This is a genomic window from Moorena sp. SIO4A1 (genome assembly GCF_010672065.1).
Classification (GTDB): Bacteria; Cyanobacteriota; Cyanobacteriia; order Cyanobacteriales; family Coleofasciculaceae; genus Moorena.
Map to the genome: position 1 here is coordinate 40,814 of NZ_JAAHHX010000022.1, position 19,106 is coordinate 59,919.

At 42.5% G+C, this 19,106-nt stretch carries 17 protein-coding genes; 1 reads left to right on the top strand and 16 read right to left on the bottom strand.

The genetic code is table 11. From position 1 onward, the window contains the following. Positions 1 to 297 precede the first annotated feature (297 nt). The 4 genes from F6K53_RS16135 to F6K53_RS16150 all read right to left on the bottom strand — a co-directional run bounded on the left by F6K53_RS16135 (position 298) and on the right by F6K53_RS16150 (position 4,333). Positions 298 to 423: a hypothetical protein gene (locus F6K53_RS16135; protein WP_293017238.1), complete on the bottom strand. Its 126-nt coding sequence runs from the start codon at positions 421 to 423 to the stop codon at positions 298 to 300. 1,011 nt (positions 424 to 1,434) lie between these two features. Continuing rightward, a complete protein-coding gene (locus F6K53_RS16140) occupies positions 1,435 to 2,634 on the bottom strand; it encodes a GTPase domain-containing protein (RefSeq protein ID WP_293067206.1) in 1,200 nt (399 codons plus the stop codon). Between the two features lie 42 nt (positions 2,635 to 2,676). Next, positions 2,677 to 4,104: an ammonium transporter gene (locus tag F6K53_RS16145; RefSeq protein ID WP_364302231.1), complete on the bottom strand. Its 1,428-nt coding sequence runs from the start codon at positions 4,102 to 4,104 to the stop codon at positions 2,677 to 2,679. Beyond that, positions 4,061 to 4,333, bottom strand: a complete 273-nt coding sequence (locus F6K53_RS16150; protein WP_293017235.1) for a hypothetical protein — start codon at positions 4,331 to 4,333, stop codon at positions 4,061 to 4,063. Before F6K53_RS16150 ends, F6K53_RS16145 begins: the two co-directional genes overlap by 44 nt. A gap of 1,697 nt (positions 4,334 to 6,030) precedes the next feature. On the opposite strand from F6K53_RS16150, the gene F6K53_RS16155 reads away from it, so the two are divergent. After that, a complete protein-coding gene (locus F6K53_RS16155; protein WP_293067209.1) occupies positions 6,031 to 6,165 on the top strand; it encodes a hypothetical protein in 135 nt (44 codons plus the stop codon). A gap of 180 nt (positions 6,166 to 6,345) precedes the next feature. Here the strand turns inward: F6K53_RS16155 and F6K53_RS16160 are convergent, their stop codons facing one another. The 12 genes from F6K53_RS16160 to F6K53_RS16215 all read right to left on the bottom strand — a co-directional run bounded on the left by F6K53_RS16160 (position 6,346) and on the right by F6K53_RS16215 (position 18,650). Continuing rightward, positions 6,346 to 6,561 carry a type II toxin-antitoxin system HicB family antitoxin gene (locus F6K53_RS16160; protein ID WP_293017232.1) on the bottom strand — a complete coding sequence of 72 codons (216 nt, stop codon included), beginning with the start codon at positions 6,559 to 6,561 and terminating at the stop codon, positions 6,346 to 6,348. A gap of 124 nt (positions 6,562 to 6,685) precedes the next feature. Further along, on the bottom strand, positions 6,686 to 7,291 hold the full coding sequence (locus F6K53_RS16165) for a hypothetical protein (RefSeq protein ID WP_293067212.1): 606 nt from the start codon (positions 7,289 to 7,291) through the stop codon (positions 6,686 to 6,688). Positions 7,292 to 7,319: 28 nt separating this feature from the next. After that, positions 7,320 to 7,907, bottom strand: a complete 588-nt coding sequence (locus tag F6K53_RS16170; RefSeq protein WP_293067215.1) for a serine acetyltransferase — start codon at positions 7,905 to 7,907, stop codon at positions 7,320 to 7,322. A gap of 260 nt (positions 7,908 to 8,167) precedes the next feature. After that, entirely contained in the window at positions 8,168 to 9,178 is a 1,011-nt protein-coding gene (locus tag F6K53_RS16175; RefSeq protein WP_293081337.1) for a glycosyltransferase family 2 protein, read from the bottom strand. 203 nt (positions 9,179 to 9,381) lie between these two features. Beyond that, on the bottom strand, positions 9,382 to 10,797 hold the full coding sequence (locus F6K53_RS16180) for an O-antigen ligase domain-containing protein (protein ID WP_293081340.1): 1,416 nt from the start codon (positions 10,795 to 10,797) through the stop codon (positions 9,382 to 9,384). 244 nt (positions 10,798 to 11,041) lie between these two features. Beyond that, positions 11,042 to 11,224 (bottom strand): hypothetical protein, encoded by a 183-nt coding sequence (locus F6K53_RS16185; protein ID WP_293067222.1) that lies wholly within the window; start codon positions 11,222 to 11,224, stop codon positions 11,042 to 11,044. After that, positions 11,217 to 12,026, bottom strand: a complete 810-nt coding sequence (locus F6K53_RS16190) for a 2OG-Fe(II) oxygenase (RefSeq protein WP_293067225.1) — start codon at positions 12,024 to 12,026, stop codon at positions 11,217 to 11,219. Before F6K53_RS16190 ends, F6K53_RS16185 begins: the two co-directional genes overlap by 8 nt. Before the next feature lie 103 nt (positions 12,027 to 12,129). Beyond that, positions 12,130 to 13,488 (bottom strand): oligosaccharide flippase family protein, encoded by a 1,359-nt coding sequence (locus F6K53_RS16195; protein ID WP_293029362.1) that lies wholly within the window; start codon positions 13,486 to 13,488, stop codon positions 12,130 to 12,132. A gap of 132 nt (positions 13,489 to 13,620) precedes the next feature. After that, complete coding sequence (locus tag F6K53_RS16200) at positions 13,621 to 14,637, bottom strand: glycosyltransferase (protein WP_293029365.1); 1,017 nt, start codon at positions 14,635 to 14,637, stop codon at positions 13,621 to 13,623. A gap of 63 nt (positions 14,638 to 14,700) precedes the next feature. Then, positions 14,701 to 15,966 carry a glycosyltransferase family 4 protein gene (locus F6K53_RS16205; RefSeq protein ID WP_293067232.1) on the bottom strand — a complete coding sequence of 422 codons (1,266 nt, stop codon included), beginning with the start codon at positions 15,964 to 15,966 and terminating at the stop codon, positions 14,701 to 14,703. Positions 15,967 to 16,173: 207 nt separating this feature from the next. Continuing rightward, the gene (locus tag F6K53_RS16210; protein ID WP_293067235.1) at positions 16,174 to 16,299 is read right to left on the bottom strand and encodes a hypothetical protein; all 126 of its coding nucleotides are present in this window, start codon (positions 16,297 to 16,299) and stop codon (positions 16,174 to 16,176) included. A gap of 158 nt (positions 16,300 to 16,457) precedes the next feature. After that, positions 16,458 to 18,650, bottom strand: coding sequence for a tyrosine-protein kinase domain-containing protein (locus F6K53_RS16215; protein ID WP_293067238.1), 2,193 nt, complete (start codon positions 18,648 to 18,650; stop codon positions 16,458 to 16,460). Between the last annotated feature and the right edge of the window lie 456 nt (positions 18,651 to 19,106).

Genomic DNA, 19,106 nt, shown 5'->3' on the forward strand with positions numbered 1-19,106 from the left:
ACCATTGACTTGGCTTATCCTTACACTAGTTCCCTTGATTCTATGAGTAACTGAATCTATTTGTTACCTGGGCACTTGACAGTGTTGTTCCAGGAAGCAGTTAAGCTCTATCTTACTCTTATAGTAGAGGATATTGTCAATGTTGTATGCTAACCTTAGCCTTTTTCTTTTTTTATTCGTCGAAATATATTCCTGTTTTTTTACTATCGTAAAATTTAATTATTCAGCAGTCAGCAGTCAGCAGTCAGCGGTCAGCCGTGAGCTAAAAGCTCACGCTACTTGAGGTGCCGTCAGCCGTCAGCTAGCGTGCCCATCGCCCATAAGCTGATAACTGTTCGCGTAGCGTGCCCGTAGTGCATAAGCTGAATGCTTACTGAGATGTAGCCAGCGAGGATTGATGATCGTGATTTTTTTTTGCATCATGGAAGTAACTCCTTTTTAGGAGGGAGGAAAGCCGCGCTGGTCGTGGTTAACAGTTGTAACCAGCGCGGCTATTAGTATCGGTCGTCACTTTCTATAGTATACATAACTCCTCGAAAAAATGCAAGGGGTATTTTTTTTTTTACATTTATTTACAAATAAAAGTTTTAGGGATTTGTCTACTCAATTATGTTGAATTTGTACAGTATTTTTCATTGGCTTATATTTTGATATACCACGGAATAGGGAACAGCGGATCTGGGAACAGGGAACAGTGAATATATAAAAAATCGGTTTACATGATAGAATAGCTAAGGTTTTTTGAAAATTCAAATTGGATACTACTCAGTTATCACAAAAAACTCAAACCCTATCTCCCTGCGACTGCATCAAGACACAGGTAAATATTAATAAACTTGGTGGAATATCTGAGTTGAGGCCAAGGGCAAAATGCCCCCCGTTATTAAGGGTTCAGTTGAATACCCATAATCAAGACGATTGATCGGGAGATGCCTTTGCCCTGGAAGTGGAGCAACTGACTAAGATTCAGGACTTTCCGGTTTGTTCCTGTATCTTTTTTCATTATTATTTTGCCTAACACTGGGCTGATCACCATTGCCAGAAGCTGGATTAGGGTCAACTAAAGACTGAATCTTTTCTGAGGTATTTTTAATAGTCTTTCTAAGGCTCCCAAGTCTATTAGTTTTTTTAGCTTTAACTAGCAATAAATAATCCTTAGCGTTAAAAACAACAATTAGATCAAAATCTTGATATTCAAACCAAATTCGGTTGGGTCGTTTAATACTAGCAACATTGATTATTGCCTCTGCTATTTCGATAATTTCATCTTCAGATAATTCGCCTATATAATCAGTTTATGGTAGCCCTTCGTCGGAGATAATAACTGCACCTATAATGTCATCATGAGCATCTACTAACTCCCTAACAATGCTATCATAATTTTGTGTTTTTTTTGACATATCGATTATTGCCAGGGACTTAATGGTGGGTAGACTAATCTTGATCGTCTTGATCGCGATCCGATAAAAAATCGTCTCTTATATGATCAAGGCTTTCTTTAGAATTAACTCTGATTCTTAGATATTTATGAAGTTCTTCTCTAAATGTTCGTTCAAGAAACTCCTTGATTTCCTGCTTGCTCTGCGGGCGATTCAAGCGCCTTTTATAAAACTTCTCAAAAACGGACGTATATGTCAGCCCCATCATTACTACATAGGTAGCAGCTAGTGCTCCTGCTACTGCCTCTGTTGCCAGAAAACCAGGAGGAAACAAGCCGACCAAAAAGGTAGCTGAGATTTCTAAAGCCCCAGTTGCTGGAACACTAATTGCTGTCACAATTGTTTGACCGCTAATTTGGTCTATAATTTCGATAATATCATCGGACTTATATAATTTTGCTATAACCTTTAGAAGACCAACTTGAGAGGAAGTCATGGCTATGACCGCTAAAAGCGGGACGGGAAAAAACCCAGCTCCAAAGCAAGTTGTAGCAGCAGCAGCAATGTATTTCCAGGCTACCTTCTTCTTGTATCCAATATTGACTATTTGGTTGGCAACGATGGCATCTGAATATATAGTCGGTAATAACTCAACGGTTTTACTGACCAATTCTTCCAGTCCAAAAGCTTTACAAATGGGTCCATTGTACCTCTCTAAAGGTTTAGCGGCTACCTCGAGAATGTCATAAGCCTTATTAAATTCACAATTTCTGATCACATCCTTAAGCTTATCAATGTCTTCAGGACTGACAATATCGCACTGAGACAAAACTATGATCACAGGAATTGCTAATCCGTTGAGTTCGTTAATGATATCCGCATCGAAGCCTTCAACTCTTTTTGAGGCCGCATTGATAACATACCAAATCAAGTGGATTTGAGCTTCTAATCCTTCGGCTTGTTTGGTCTCTATAAAATCAAACAGATTTACTTTGAACTCTTGTTCTTTATTCGCTTCATAACCGGCTGAATCGTATAAATTAATGGGTTTCCGTGTATCGACAGAACTATGATCTGGAGTATAAAGCTTGAATGATTGAGTTACAGGCCATCCCGCATCTGTTTCGGCTTTTTCTACCCCAAATACCTTATTAATAAGAGTACTTTTACCCGTACCAGTCTTACCAATTATGGCTATATTGGGAACTTCCATTTCTTCAACGATTTTTCTTAGCTCATCGTCCATAATCGTCATGATGACTCTCCTAACTCTTGAGTTTGTTAATTCTTTAGTTTGTTAATTCTTTCTTGGGGGATCCTTGAGCGCTGATTCCTTGACATCTGCCTTAAACAAAAAGCCACTGTAGGCGCTCATACGGTGTTCGTGCAAATCTAGACCCTCCTTTTCTGCTTCTGGTGAAACTCTGAGATCTGAGGAAAGTATGCTTTTAACTAATAACCACGCAAGATAGCTCAGGACAACTGTTGACAGACCTACTGCAACAATGCCAAGTAGTTGAATAGAAAGCTGCCGGATACTATCTATCCCGCCACCACGGAATAGTCCTGCTACTGGACCATCACTATACAAAGCACCAGCTCCTTCACTTCCTTCACTGAAAAGGCCTAAAGCCAGGGTTCCCCAGACTCCACCGACAAGATGGACAGAAATAGCACCTACTGGATCATCAATTTCCATCCTGTCCCAAAATTCCACTGAGAAGACCACAATTATTCCTGCCAGCAGACCTATAGCGATAGCGCTATCAATGGTAACGAATCGACAGGATGCGGTAATGGCTACCAAACCCGACAGTACTCCGTTAATAATCATAGTGGGGTCAGGCTTACTGTTAAGATCCCATGGGTTCAACCAGGTAGCTATAGCTGCGGCAATACCCCCTGCACAAGCTGCTGTATTCGTCGTCAGGACAATATGGCTAATTGCCTTGGGATCTAATTCCATCGTTGAGCCCGGGTTAAAACCAAACCAGCCTAGCCATAAAATCAAGCAACCTAGAATCGCGAGGCTGAGATTGTGTCCGGACAGCCCATAGGACACGCCATCTATATATTTACCCTTGCGTGGTCCGAGAAGGTAAACACCCACTAAGGCAGACCAACCGCCTACGGAGTGAACTACGGTTGAACCAGCAAAGTCCTCAAATCCTATCCCTTTTAGCCAGCCTCCTCCCCAAATCCAGTGACCCGTCATTGGGTAAATGATTGCCACCAGGAGAAGGCTGAACAGACAAAAGGCGGAAAATTTGATCCGCTCAGCCACTGCTCCAGACACAATAGTGGCAGCAGTTCCAGCAAAAACCAGTTGAAAAAAGAACTTGGCGTTGAGGGGTATATCAATATGTGTTAGTGAATCGAAGACATCGTTACTTTTAAGGAAAAAGCCACTCAAACCTATAAAAGGGTTCCCATTGCCAAACATGAAAGCAAAGCCAACTGCCCAGTAAGCGGCTGTAGACAGGGCAAACACAATCAGGTTTTTAGTCAAAATGTTGGCGGCGTTCTTTTGGCGGCAAAGACCAGCCTCCAACATCCCAAAGCCCGCGTTCATAAAGAACACTAAACAACCAGTGAATATCACCCAGATAGTATCCAGGGCGATTTCGAGAAATTTAACCTGGTTTTGGAGAGATTTAAGCTGGTTTTGGAGAGATGTAAGCTCAGAAGGTGGATTCTGGGCTACTGCTACCTCGGCACACAACAAAATGATGATTGCGATCGCGGGCAAGCAAACTTTCCAGCTTTGCAGCCTCCAACCGCTGCTGCACCTTGACCTTTTGCGCTTTTGTCGAGACATTAGTAATAATTAGAATAAGAATAAATACTTTCCCACTAGCAGCTGTGGCAATCCACAGTGGTATGGGAATCATGGCCAAGGAATTGATTCCAAGACCTGTCGATGGATACCTACAATCTCGGTTATCTGTGCTCATTAGGAATTAGCACAAAAAACCTAGCAGGTTCATAAATTAATTAAATTTTTTGGCCTTGGGCTAAGAGTTAATAGGCCTTTCGGCATCAGGGTAAGCGCAAGAATCAATAAGTTGTGGCTCATTGATAAAAAGACGGCACAATTATCAATAACTTAACTCTATTGCGAGTACAGTTCTACGAGATGATAGGGGTTTTGAGCCACGAGCAACCGATATCCAGCCAATGCACATTATGAGCCATTTTTTCTTGCGCTTACCCTGCTTTCGACGTAGATTAAGCCCTGAGCTTAAATGAGTCTAACCCCTATGTGAAATTGACCTGGCTTATCGTTACACTAACTCCCTTGAGCCTATCAGGAAGTGGAGCTATTCGCTCTCTTGCCACTTAGCCGTATTTTTCCAGGAATTAGTTAACCATTATTTTACTCTTATACTAGACCATCTTGTCAAGATTGTGTGCTAACCTTAGCCTTTGTATTTTTTTTGTATTCGAATAAATAAAATTTACAAATAGCTCGTGAACTATAAGGCTGATTTAAAATAACCCCAAAAAATCCTTGTATTTCTTTTATAATAGTGCTTGTTGTCTATTTTAGATTCCCTTGTTTCCTCAATCCTCTGTTTACATCTCAAATGGAAAAGCTATATCTCAGGGGAATTTAATATTTTTTTGTATAAAATGTACTTGACAAATATTCAGGTAAGTTATATATTAGTTTGGTCACTGTTGAGGCTACCTCCCAGCAGCCCAACGGGTTAACCTGAAGATCAGCAAAAGTTTTTATTTCGCGATCGCTGATCATGTCAAAGGGCTTATGGCTTGCTTGTGCTGACATCTCAGCAGCTAGAGCCCCGTGTGGAAAGAACCCAGCGTCACAAGGGTCTCGATTGAACCAATTTGGGCAGCTTAAAACAGACTCTCGCCGCCTACAAAGCTCGAAAGTGTCAGGGTGCATCTCATTAAAGCTGTTTGACCCGGTGGGTGGAATGGGCATCTTGCCCGTTATCCCTCTTCTGTCACTCTCCGAAATCTTTTGTCTTTTCTAAATTCTAGAACTTTTGTAGTTCAAGGGATTACCAGATTTTTTTCTAGCAACAAATACAGTATCCAATTTTTTCTAATAGAATAGCTTGTATTGATTGACTGATAATACTTCTGAAGATTGGTGTCCCGGAGACTGACAAAAGAGGGATAGCTAGTCTAACCCGTCCCAATTTTATTAAAGCTCTTCCTCAATTAGCTCCTTTAATCATCAAGTTTGGGGGTATTGAAGCCCTAAGAGAAACGGTGGCAGCGGTTGATGATGTTAGTCGATGGTGGAAGTAGGGAAAAGGGAGTAGGGAGTAGGGAGTAGGGAGTAGGGAGTAGGGAAGAGTTAATCAAGGATAGAGGAATTATGATTAGCCTTACTGGGTGTGAAGTGAACCAGTGTTAGGATTCAGTTGATGCCTGTGCCATGGGGAAGAATTGCGCTAAGCTAATGTTAGCTTAATCATGGGCAAGTTTCGTTTTGCTAACTCACCTAGACTATAGGTAAGCTCAATCAATAATAATCAACACTCTCATCCAAACAATACTATCCATGGAAAACGTCAATCAAATCACTTTAAGTTTACCCACAGATTTGCTGAAAACTACAGAAGAACTAATTCAGACAGGACTAGTAAAGAATCTTGAGTAATTAGTTGTATTAGCCTTGCATCATGAAATTGTAAAAATTAAACAGTTACAGCAAAACAATCAACAGCTACAAGAAAATAGCAATGGTGTAGATGATCCCATTTGGGGACTTGGAGACAATCCAGTTGTGGGTGGAGTCAGTTTAGAATGAAGAATGAAGAATGAAGAATGAAGAATGAAGAATGAAGAATTTAGAATTCGGTAGCAAGTATTGGGACAGTCTGTCCCGTAAAGCCAAATGACTGAGGATGAATTCAAACTTGAAATTGCGCTGATGCTGTATAATCAAGAAAAAATCAGCAGTGGCAAAGTCGGTTTTTGTAATCTTTAATTAAACGGTTATTTTTGAATAATTTAATAAAGGTAACTCTTGACCTCTAGCTTGGTAATCTTCTACCAAAAGCTCTAACACTTCTTTAGCATTTTTGAGAGCCTCTTCGTAGCTGCTGCCATGGGTATGAGCATAAGGACCAAATTCTGGTAAACTAGCAATGTAGGTTTGGTCTTGCTCTGACCATTGAATTAAGATACTATAGTGGTTTTTCATCTGTATTTATTTCTGTAAATTATCTAAGTCTCTACTCCCCTCTGATTCCCGATTCCCGATTCCCGATTCCCGATTCCCGATTCCCGATTCCCTAATTAAAAACCACTATAATTAATTAACCGTTTCAATTCATAATCCCGACTAAAATTTCCAGCAACTCGGTTAGCTCTTCTGGGACGATGTAGCGCTTGGGGTCTTGTTGTATAGAACGTTCTTGGCGATTAAAAGTACCGAAACGCCAGTCTTCTCCGGTGGTAACAATGCCGTACAAAATTCTCTGGTCAGACTGGAGCCACTGATCAAGGGCAACCAACTCCACCGCCAGTTGAGTGAAGCCCCTTACCAGATCAGATTGTTTGGCTTCGATCACAATCACGTTATGGTTGGCAATGTAATAATCTAAGGTTCCCCGCAGGTGTTCGCTAACGGCGATGGAATATTCAATGTAAATGCGGTGATTAGTTAGATCGACTACTTCAAACAGAATTGGTGCGATCAGGGCTTCGCGACGGGCAGTTTCGTTGATCAGCTCGATGCGCTTGCGGTTACGCTCGATTTGGTGCAGCAGGGGTTCAATAGGCGCAGTGAAGGGCTGACGAGGTAGATCGATATGCGATCGCACAAGGGTACAGTCAAATTCAGCCAAGATATCTTCTAGGGTAAAGGGAAGGTGAAAATATTGGCTAAAACTGTAAGGCTGTCCAGCTTTGAGAATGCGGCGGCGGTTCATTTGTGGTTAGTCTTCATTTGTTGACATCTCAACTAGAGCCGTTCTCATCTAAAGAACGCACCTTAATAACCTTAGCAGGAATTCCCACTACCGTAGCCCCAGCAGGTACATCAGATAAAACTACAGCATTAGCACCAATATTTGCCCCATTACCGATAGTAACCTTGCCAAAAATCTTAGCACCAGCACCAACATTGACACGTTTTCCTAAGATGGGGGCATCGAAAGGACGATCTAAATAACGATTACCTAAAGTGACTCCTTGACGTAGGATACTATCATCACCAATAGTGCAATCCCCATGAATAACAATCGCACTTTGATGCTCAATAATTACTCGACGACCAAGCTTTACGGTGTAAGGTAATTCAATCCCATAGGTATTACGAACTTTACGATATAATGCTCGGTAGAGAATACTAAAGGGAGCCCGTAGTAACTTCGGTTGGATGTTCATTCTCCAGACTCCAAACCGCTGCACCGCCACAGCCCGAAATCCAGGCTTAGTCCAATCACAACCATGGGCCTTCCAATCTTCTTTAATTTGTTGCCAAAGTCCCAACTTATCGGTTTTTGGCTGGGTAGAATTTGCCGTTAAATCTGTTGGCATCACCATAATATTTTTTTAGAATGAAGAATTTAGAATGAAGAATTTAGAATGAAGAATTTAGAATGAAGAATTTAGAATGAAGAATTTAGAATTGGGAATCGGGAATAGTCCATCAGCTTTGTATAACAGGCTTCGATGCTGTGGCACCCGCATTATATGAGGTACACTTCTCAACCTCAAAGTCCCCCTTATTAAGGGGGATTTAGGGGGATCCCTTTGTACCTCATGGGTATAAGATTTGCTATAAGCTGATAGCTAAAAGCTAATCACGAAATCTTCGGACTACTAAAGGCACCACCTTTACAAAACACACTATTGCGGAGAAAATCACTAAGTAACTGGGGTGGGTCATTATCGGGCTTACCTTGAACCACTCGGCGCAATTGCCACAATAAATAACTAGAAGCCCAGGCATGATCCGCTAGAGCAGCGTAAAACCAACCATAGTTTTTAAGAAAATACCGTCGTCGAGAATCAAAGACATACTGGGGTCGGCGTTTGGGTGGACGCTTGGTGTCGGTAACACCTGAACTTTGTCCAACTAAGTGGACTACGCGACTTTCTGGGACATACCAGCATTCCCAACCAGCTCTCTGGGCTTGTAGGCAAAAGTCCATTTCTTCGTAATACATGAAATAAGCTTGATCGATCAGGCCAACCTGCTCAAACACTTCCCGACGAATAATCATACTTGCCCCAGCAACCCAATCCGTTGGACAGGGTTGGTCAGGAATCGGTGGCCAAACTACCCACTTCGATAATAATCTCGATACCACACCGAGACGCAAACCAGAATCTAGCTCACTGAGGACGGTATGAAACCGAAATGCTGAACACTGAGGGGTACTGTCAGGCTCTTCCAGGCGAGAGCCAGCAATACCCACCTGGGGATGGTCACTCATAAACTCGACCAGGGTTTTGATTGCCCTAGGACGAACAATGGTATCTGGGTTGAGCAACAACACATAATCCGGTGGCTGATTAGACTTCAGGGCTGGGCGGATCACAGCATTATTGCCAAAAGCAAATCCACCATTGTGCTCTAGTGGCATCACCGATGCCCAACTACCCCAGTTTTCGTTTGCGATCGCATTTTTAATGGCAACAGCCGATCCATCCCCAGAGGCATTATCTGCCACTACCACCCGAGTATTCGATAAACCTGGCATTTCATCCGCTAGAGAGCGTAAGCAGTCTATAGTTAAACTAGGAGTTTTGTAGTTAACAATTACTATAAGTAAAGAATTTATGCTATTGTTTTTTACTTCATTAAACATAACTAATTTTGTGCTTTATTTAGCTTATACATTAAGAATTAATTGTTAGTTATTTTGCTATTTTTTTAATTAAAAAAATAGCGTTTTTAAAACCGTAAAAATTAACACGTTTTTTTACCCTACTCCCTACTCCCTACTCCCTACTCCCTACTCCCTACTCCCTACTCCCTACTCCCTACTCCCTACTCCCTGCTATATCATCCCTAATTCCTTTGAACTTGTCTCCGTTGATGCCGATTTTGATGCCGATTTTGATTCCGAGAACGCTGGGCTACCAATGCCGGGACTTTTTTAACCTTATTGGTTGTAGGTTCTTGGATCACCAATCCTGATAGTCCTCCACAAGCCAATACAAAGACAGGATTACCATGGGCATTGAGCAGAAATTCCACCATGTACAACGCTACAGCCACGGTCAGCACCGCCACTGGTGCCGCTTGCCGCTTTGGCCACAACTCCGCTGGACAACGGAACCAAAACATAGTCAACACCGGCATTAGTAAGGATGTGGTCAGGCTGGCTAGTCCAACGGTACCAGTTTCACCAAACGCAAGAATCCACAAACTATCTGGAACTGTAACTTGCTCACCCTTGTCATTAAATATCAGACTTCTTCCCCATCCTCCCCAGCCAAACACGATCCGTTCCCGTGCTTTATCTACAAGTAGCTCTTCATTATCAAATCTAAACTGTAAGGATTGGATACGGTCTGCAGGAACCACATTCGATACATGTGAGATAATCTGATCACTAACGTAGGTTTCAGTCTGTGAGTTAATGTATAAGTAAGAACAAATAACCCCAATTAGGATAAAGACTGGCAAAGCAGTACGAAATTGCTTGCCCACAAACAAGATCCCAACTCCTAAGAGTAGTAAGAAATAGGCACCAGTGGATTTGCACAATATAAATGTGATCAACACGGCAGCTACCAGCCACTTCATCGGAATATTCCACAGTTGTTTGATCACCCCAGTGTGCCATAGCCAAATTCCCACTAAACTAGCTGCCATCATCCACAGACCCACTGGCAAACCGTGGATCATAAATACTGTCGGTCTCCATCCCCCGTAACGCATGGTTTGAGAAAAGTCAGGATGAGCAAAGAAGCCGTAAAATATCCTATGGAGCTGCGGACTAAAGCGAATTTCGTACAAACATAGGGGAACATAGATCAAGCCGCCCATGAAAATGCCAATTGACAATTCACGTAATCCACTCAAGTTATTGAGATAGATCCGACCGAGAAAATAGGGTACTCCCCAGGTCAAGGTTTGCGTCAAAACAGTAGAGAACCCATCGTAAGCCCCCAACCCATTCGTAAGAGATGAAGCCAATGGACATAGGCACCAAATTAGCATCGGCAAGTCAATCCAGCTGAATTTAAAGGAGCTAAAACGCCCAACATCGTATATAAACGTAGCCAACAAAATACCGTAGCAAGTTGCCGACATCTTAGTATAGTCAGGTAGACCAGGCAAAGCATATTCTGCCACAGGTAGAAATAGCCATGCTACGATGAAACTCACAATGACTGCCCGCTGAGCTGGAATTCTCATGAAGAGATAAAGAACAACTGGAATCCAGCCGAACATGACGATGGGGACTAAAAAACTCATTGGCTTTTTTGGGCATAAACGTCAACAGAGTTGCTTGAGTAATTTCTGACTTAAGTAATGTAAGCTATCAGCTATCAGCTATTAGCTTAAGCGCTACGCGCACGCTACTTGAGGTGCTATCAGCTATCAGCTATTAGCTATCAGTTATCAGTTATCAGTTATCAGCTATTAGCTATTAGCTATCAGCATATGCCTTAAGTCACAGCGTCGTTCGCACAGCGTGGCCAAACGCGCCCCGCGTGGCCTAAAGGCCAAGGCCAAAGCCTGTGCCACGGTACTTGAGGTGCTTTTGAATAAAAGAGTAAGCTGAAGGCTGACGGCTGACCGCTGATGGCTGACCGCTGACCGCTGATGGCTGACCGCTGACCGCTGACCGCTGACCGCTGACCGCTGACCGCTGACCGCTGACTGCTGAATTATTACTCAAGAATTAACTTCTTAAGAAAGTTCTTGACTTTGGTTACTGGAGATTTTTTAAGTTGTAATTTTTCTCCTGGTCGAGCCTTAAATAATGTGGAATGATCGCCACTCTTGGAAAGCTCTTCAGCTGGTCTGCCATTGCTGTAGTAGTAAAGTGCCAAGGATTTCCGAGTCCTTCCTTCTGGACAAGTTAATGGCTCAGGATGTCCGTGATAGGAAAAATCGGTAGTACTGAATATGACACATCGGTTGAAGATGGGGAGAATTTTTTTCTGAGACTGAGTCATCTCTTGATCCCACATTTCAAAATAACCACCATAGTCTTCTTTCCAATCTTTGTTGAGATAGATCAGAAGATTTAAGCGGCGGTCAAGGCGCAATTTTGTATGGCGATTGAAATCAGCATGGATTTTCAAGTAACCACCTTTTTCGATCTGATGCAAGCCACCACCAACAAAATGAGGATCAGGGATGATTCCATCAATACCAGTTAAGGTTTCTAAAAAGTTAAGGAAAGTTGATGAATTGAGCTGATACAGAAAAAAACGGGTGTATTCTCCCATTTGTAATTCCGATTTTGAAGCCAGTTTTTTTTCTGGGGCAGCCTCAAATTTTTGCCAATCAATTGCATCAGCTTGAGGAAACTCATTCAGAATATTATCTAGAATCTCTTCTGGAAAGAAGTTATCCATGATAATGTGTGGGAATGGCTCAGCCTGGGCGTAGGCTTCACAATGCTCCTTCGCAAAGTTAGTTAACTTTTCCGGGTCTAGGCAATAGTTTAATTTTGAATCCATTTTGTTATCCATTGTTTATTTTATAGTTTTTATTCTTAATTAAGAATAGCAATACTAAATAGAACGTGATAATTTTTGTTACCTACTCCCTGCTCCCTGCTCCCTGTTCCCTGTTTTAAAAAAGTCCACTGATAGGATATCCAAAACCCAACATATATCGAGCCCAAATCACCCACATCAGTAATGTCAACAGTAGTGAAGTAGCCCAGAGGTCTTGCTTAATAAAAGAAAGCCCTTCACGACAGAGACCATAAGTTATTACTAAATAAGGGAGAATGTCATTGAAAGCAATCACGACTACTGCTCCGAGTGGTCCATTGTCGAACCTTTGCATCAGATAAAATCCTAGGGGTATGCCAATACAAACATTAAGACTCTTGACAAGTTGACTGTAAGCGTTATAGTTTGGCTTCCCAAGAGCCATCAGAGCTTGCTGAACCGTATCAATCAATAATGCAGGCCAGATGCCTAGGGTCAGGATTGGCAACATCCAAGCCGCCTCATAAAACCTCTCATCGTATAAGATAAAAATCGCAAAATCTCCAAAAGCAGTACTGACTGTCAACATCAATGCTGCAACCACTAGGATAAGTTGGCGATTGTACCAAATTTTGATCCGAAAGGTTTCCCGAGGCAAATCAGCCAGCTGAGAAAACGTTGGCAAAAGCACCTTGGAACTAATTGCCGAGATTACCTGAGAAGGTAGGTACGCTAAATTAAAGGCAACACCATAAATTCCCAATAACTCAAATGAAAACAATTTGCCTAGAATTAGTCGGTCGGCTTGGGTCGCGAGAAAGGTAAGCGCCGTTGAAATAAATATCCATTTCCCGAAGGAAAAGATGCTGTTGGCTGCCTCTTTCTCCCAGGTAAAGCGGTTTGATATTCCAGGAATTAACCAATGACTCATTACCATTTTGACCAATGCCGTCAGCACATTTCCAATAGCAAGAGCCCAGATTGTCCGATTGACAAAAGCCCAAGCGACCATCAAGATCAGGCCGGACACTTGCCCCACCAGCTCAAACATCATGATCTTGCCAAATGCCATGTGGCGGTTGAGGCTCCACACAGCAGTGGAGTTGAATCCCTCAATCAGTGGGATCACACCAATGACTGGCATCAGCCCTAACAGCTGCGGGTTATTATAGAAATGGGCAATCGGCCAAGTAATTATAAGACAAGCCACCCACAGCAAAAGGCCCCGCAAAACCTGAATAGTCCAGATAGTATTCAGAAAAACTGGGTCATCCCCACGTTTATTCTGGATGATGCTTGCACCAATCCCGACATCGGAGAATAACCGTAAGCCAATGATGAAAACGTTGGCTAGAGCCATTAAGCCGAAAAACTCTGGTGCAAGCAGGCGGGTCAGAACAAGATTACTTGCCAGTCTCAGAAACTGACTTGTTCCATAACCAGCTACTGTCCAAATAGCCCCACGGAGGAGTTGTTTTTTAAGTGATGAGGACATGGTTAGATTTCCGAGTAGGTAGACGGGATGGGTGGGGTTGCAGACTTAAAGGCATCAGATAATTTGATTAGTTTTAAAGATTGGCTCTACAGCTGATATCTGAGCATGTTGTGTAATGTAGGTACGTTACAGCTAGGTAGATAATAGTTGTTGAGCACCAGATGAATACTCCCGAACCGTATTTTGCCAGAAACGGGCTGGCTCTTGAGATGAGAAATAACGACTGATATAGTCGTGAGCATTGCGTGAAATATTGTCACGAAGTTCTGCATTCTCTAGTTCCAAAAGACATCGTGCTGCAGCCTCAGGAGTCTCGGCAGCCATAGCAGTCTTACGGTGTTCCATGCAGAAATTTGCCCCACGGGCAGTCTTACCGACTACCACAATTCCTGCTGCCATGGATTCTTGGGGAGGAAGGGCACAACCCTCAACCTCTGCAGATGCCAGGAAGACTTGTGGTCGTCTAAACTGCTTTGCTAGTTCGTGAAAGGGAAGTCCATCCACACGCTCAAATCTCCAGTAGGTACCACCTAGCTTTTGATACCATTCCTCAGTCTCGGTGATGAACTCAGGACCTTTTCTGGGAAAGGCGAAGACCAAACCTGCTTCTCTTTCTGCTTGAGGAATAAATGGAAATGCCTGGTTGTCAACTACATTGGGAACAATCTCAATTTCCTTGCCAGGATAAGTGGCTTCGCATATTTCCTTCATGAAGGGAGAGTCTGTCCAAAGAGCCACACGGCTATCTCGATAGTCAAAATCAGCTTTAACCAAAATTGGAACCTGGAGATAAGCGATCGCTGGTCCTTTGACATCATTAATCAATAGTGTCAGCCAATCAGGAATAATGCATACATCATCCGGACGACGATCTGCCCAACGGATAAAGGGTAAATCGTGAATCCCCCAAGTATTCCCAAAGGTGTTACGACCAGTCATGGTGGCAATTACTGCATCAGCCCCAGATTCCCGAGCTGCCAAGCAGTGACGCATGATATTCAGGTCTCCGCCGTTTACTTCGGATTTATAAAGCCACCTACGCCTGACCCAACTCTGAATTGGCTTTAGCTTAGGACGGCGAAGGACACGGTATATTAGCTGCCAAGTGGTGCTTGTTGAAAAGTCTGAAAGCAAAAATACAAAACGCATCAGCTAACTTTTAAAAATAAGGGAAATTATTGAAAATGGTTATCTGTTGCCCCGATTTACAATTTAAAGGCGTGAGAGCTTAGCACTCCTTGGTGGTGCCTCAATCGGAGCTTGCTTTGGAGGTAGTTCAGGATTAGATAGAAATAGGGCTGACAATTTCTTGGCTTCTGTTGCGACATCATGCCGCCTAGCAATCCGCTCCGCCCCAGCTTTACCCATTTCCTCGAGGGTTTCCACCGGGGAGTTTAAGGCTTCAGCCATTGCTGCGGTTAAGGCTTCAACAGAGCCTGGTGGCACCAGCCAACCACAGCTACCATCACTCACCAACTCAGGTATTCCGGCAACATAAGTAGTAATCACTGGACGACCCAGGGCTAAAGCTTCCATGAGCACGACTGGTAATCCTTCCGCAAAGCTGGGCAGTACCAGGGCTCGTGCTGCTAAAATTTGTTGCTGAACCTCAGTATTACTAGCCCAGCCAGTAATCTGAATGTGGTCTTGCAAACCCAACTGGGCAATAGTTGCTTCAATTTGCGATCGCAACGGTCCATCACCCACTAGTACCAACTTGAACTGCAAGCCCTCAGCCGCTAACTGATGCGCCGCTTCAATCAAGAGTAGATGTCCTTTTTGTTCACTGAGGCGACCAACGCAAACTAAGCGTGGCACCTCTGGTATGGGGGTATGGGGTTTACTCAAAAACATCTCATCCACACCACAGTGGATCACATGGATTTTTGACCACTGATTGTGGCTGCACCATCGATAAAGCTGGCTTTTGCCAAAGGAGCTAACAGCGACCACAAAAGCAGCTCGGTTGATTTTTTCTCTTAAGGCGAGAAGTTGGGATTTATCAAACTCTTCTGGACCATGAACTGTGAAGCTGTAAGATGGTCCACCGAGAGCATGACATAACATAGCTACTGTAGTTGAGTTTGTTCCGAAGTGGGCGTGAACCTTCTCAATATCTGACTCGGAAAACCAACCCAGCACAAGGCAAGCCTCAGCTAAGTAGGCTAGATGATTCAAAACTCCTCGGTCTGAACCCCAGCCGATTTTGAGGGTCAGCCCTAAGGTCTTCAAAAGACGTATCGGTCTGGTTAAGGCAGTGCGTAATAGGCTAAAACACAAGCCCACGATGCCAACTCCTAAGACAAATCGAGTCTTCTGTAGCTCTAGTTGATCGGCTTGATCAACTAGTTCAGAGGCGCAGGAACGGATAGAAAAACGTTTGACTTGAATACCGCAAGCCTCAAGGCCTGCAATCTCTCGCCGGATGAAGCTGTGACTTACCTTAGGATACTGATTAACTAGATAGGCAATTGTCATCGTGAACTCGGGGCAACGGTATGTCTGTTTCTATGAATTCGTAGTTCGTAGATTTACACCTTATCTAAGAGATGGAATAGATCGAGAAAAATCCTCAAATGTTTCAAGGGATGTAACGCCTTCATTAACATCACCTGATTAGGCTCCATTGTCCGTACCAATTTTGCCGCCTCCTCAGGCGAAAGCAACTTTGGTGGCAGTATGTTCCTAATTGTTCTTACTAAGTGTGAACTCAGAATCCGGATTGCGATCGCATCGGGGATAGGTAATATCGTATCCGGCAGAATTCGTTTTGGTGGCAGGTTGAACGCGATTGCGTGGCCTTTTGGCCAAGGTTGTCTGTCAGAATGAAGAATGTAGAATTTAGAATGCGCGCATTCTTCATTCTTCATTCTTCATTCTTCATTCTTCATTCTTCATTCTTCATTCTTCATTCTTCATTCTTCATTCAAAAATGGTGAACAACCGATTAACCTTCAACAACCCATGTTCTAGGGTGAGACAGTCAAGGAAGATGGTTGAACACGATTAACTACTACCCCCAGACAAGTTAAGCCAAACCTGTCTATTTGATCGAGGACTTGCTTGAATTGAGATTTCTTAGTTCCTCTTAATCCGACCACCATCAAGATTCCATCTGTATTGGCAGCCAGGAAATTGGCGTCTGTATAGTTCAGTAGATTAGGAGTGTCATAGATAACCAAGTCAAATTTTTCCTGAAAATGCCCCATAATCTTTTCCATGCGAGTAGACCCCAGCTCTGGAGCAGATTCTACTAAGGATTGCCCAGAAGTCAACACAAAAAGATTATCTGAGAAAGGCGATCGCTCCATCACAACCTCTAGGTCGTTTGATAGCAAGTCCCTCAGTCCTTGCAAGTTCTGTAAATTCAAATTGGTGTGAAGTTGAGGTGAATGGAAATTAGCATCTACTAATAGAACTCGCTGACCTCTGGAGGCTGCGATGTGCGCTAGGTTTAAGGCGACACTAGACTTACCATCCCCAGCCATAGCCGAGCAAATGGCGATGGAGCGAAGGGGTGGATTACAGAAGCGGAAATGCATGTTAGTGTAGAGAGAGTCGAATGCTTTTTGAAATCGACTATCCTCAGAACTTCTGTCCTCATCGTTGTCATAATCTACACTCAAATTATTGAATAGTTCAGGATTTTTACTAAATGGTATTTCTCCTAAAACAGGTAAATTATGGCCTTCTTCAATATCCTTGATTTCATAGAAGATATTCCGATACTTATCATAAAGGAGAACTGTACCCATCCCTAAGCTTAAACCACCCATAACTCCTAGAAGTATCAACTTATTCTGACTAGATTCTGCGATCGGTTGACCGGTCGGATCGCGCAAAAGCTGAGGTTGAGAAACTATCTCCCAAGGTACTTCCCGTTGAGCTTTCTCCACCTGCAAGGTCTCTTTCTGAGTTTCCAGTTGGTTGAGAGTTTGAGTAGCAATTTGTAACTGCCGCTGTAGATCATTATACTTACGGACAAAAATCGGGAATTCTTGGACTTCGCGATCAACAGTGTTTTTGGTTTGTATCAGAGCCTGATTACGAACCTGTAGTACCTCAATTTGGTTGGTGGTATCAACCAATTGTTGAATCAGTTGTAAACGAATTGGATTTTGAAGGGTTCGCACTCGGGGGTTAATCGGTTGACCTCCTAAGTTCTGACCCAGAATCCGTTGTACTTCCCGATTGAGAAGGTTTTCTAGGTTTTGCCGTTGCTCTAGTAAGGTTTGAATATTAGGGCTCTCTAGCTGAAAGCGGGCGGATTCTATGGCAATTTGACTTTCTATTTCTTTAAGATCCGCCAGTAACTTCTGATAGTTAGGATCTTCACTCAAGGCAGAAGAAGCTAAAGCTTCCGTTGGCGATAGCTTTAATTGTCTTTGTAAGCTGTTTTTTAAGTTGATTAGCTCTTGTAGCTGCCTGGTTGTATCTCTTTTTTGGTCGCTAATTTGACGAACTTTATCTGACAATTGTCCCCCATCAAATTGAGGTTCAATTAGCTGATACTGCTGTTGCAAATTTTGCAACTTTCCTTGGATACTCTTAACTCGATTCTGTAATTCAGGAAGTTGATCATTAATAAACTTAACCCCTTGACCAATGCGGGTTGTGCGGTCTTCTAAACTATACTTTTCATATTCTTCAGCTGTTGTTTCTAAGACCAACTCTACTAGTTTGGGATCTGTCCCACTATAACTAACTGATAGGATTTTAGTATTTTCACCTTGACTTTCTTCTTCGAGACGTTCAACTGTTAAAGAATACTGAAGTAGTCCAAGGTTAAACTCTGGATACTGGAATTTAATTTTATTGACGATTTTAGATAAGATTTCAGGACTGGTTAGGATTTTAATTTGAGTTGCATAGTCCAGTTCAAAATTTCTCTCACCAGGTATTCTTCCCTGACCCCGAGTAAGTGTCATTGGTTCAGTGGATATTGCTGCAGCAGATGTGACTGGTTCCACTAACAGCTGAAAATTACCTGAATATGTAGAGGGAGATTTGCTACTCAAAAAGGTAGCAGCAACAGTCACTAAACCTGCAATCCCTGCAACCACCATGGCTTGGCGTCGGGCAATCCTCAAAAGCGGACCGAGATTTAATCCTTTTTGAGGAGTATTTAACTCATCTTGCTCGTTTAATGTTATTTGTTGCAATTGTCTGCCCCTTTTACTAGTTGATAAGGTTTCAGCCCCCTGTTGTATATCCAAGAGGATGCTAATTTTTGCAGGGAGACACTAATAATTACCAACTCTCAGGGCAATAATCCGGATTGTCCAGGTTTATAACCCTGTTCACATCGATGCTATAGTTGATCGATGTCGAAGAAAAATTTATCAATATTCCGGAGTGCCCTCAACTCCTTTTATTTCGGTTATTTATAGTCTTTTTTTTTTCAAAAGACTTTGGTAATTTCAAAATATTTTTATATTAATAAATGTCAAAATATTTTATACCAATTATGTAAATTAATTTGACAGATTAATTTAATATTAAAATATCCTGATATTGCTCTTGATTATTACTTTTAATACTTGGGATTATTCCCCGCTTAAATTATCTTTTAATATACACTTAGGATGCTAATTTTTTTGATTTATAGCAGTCGCCAG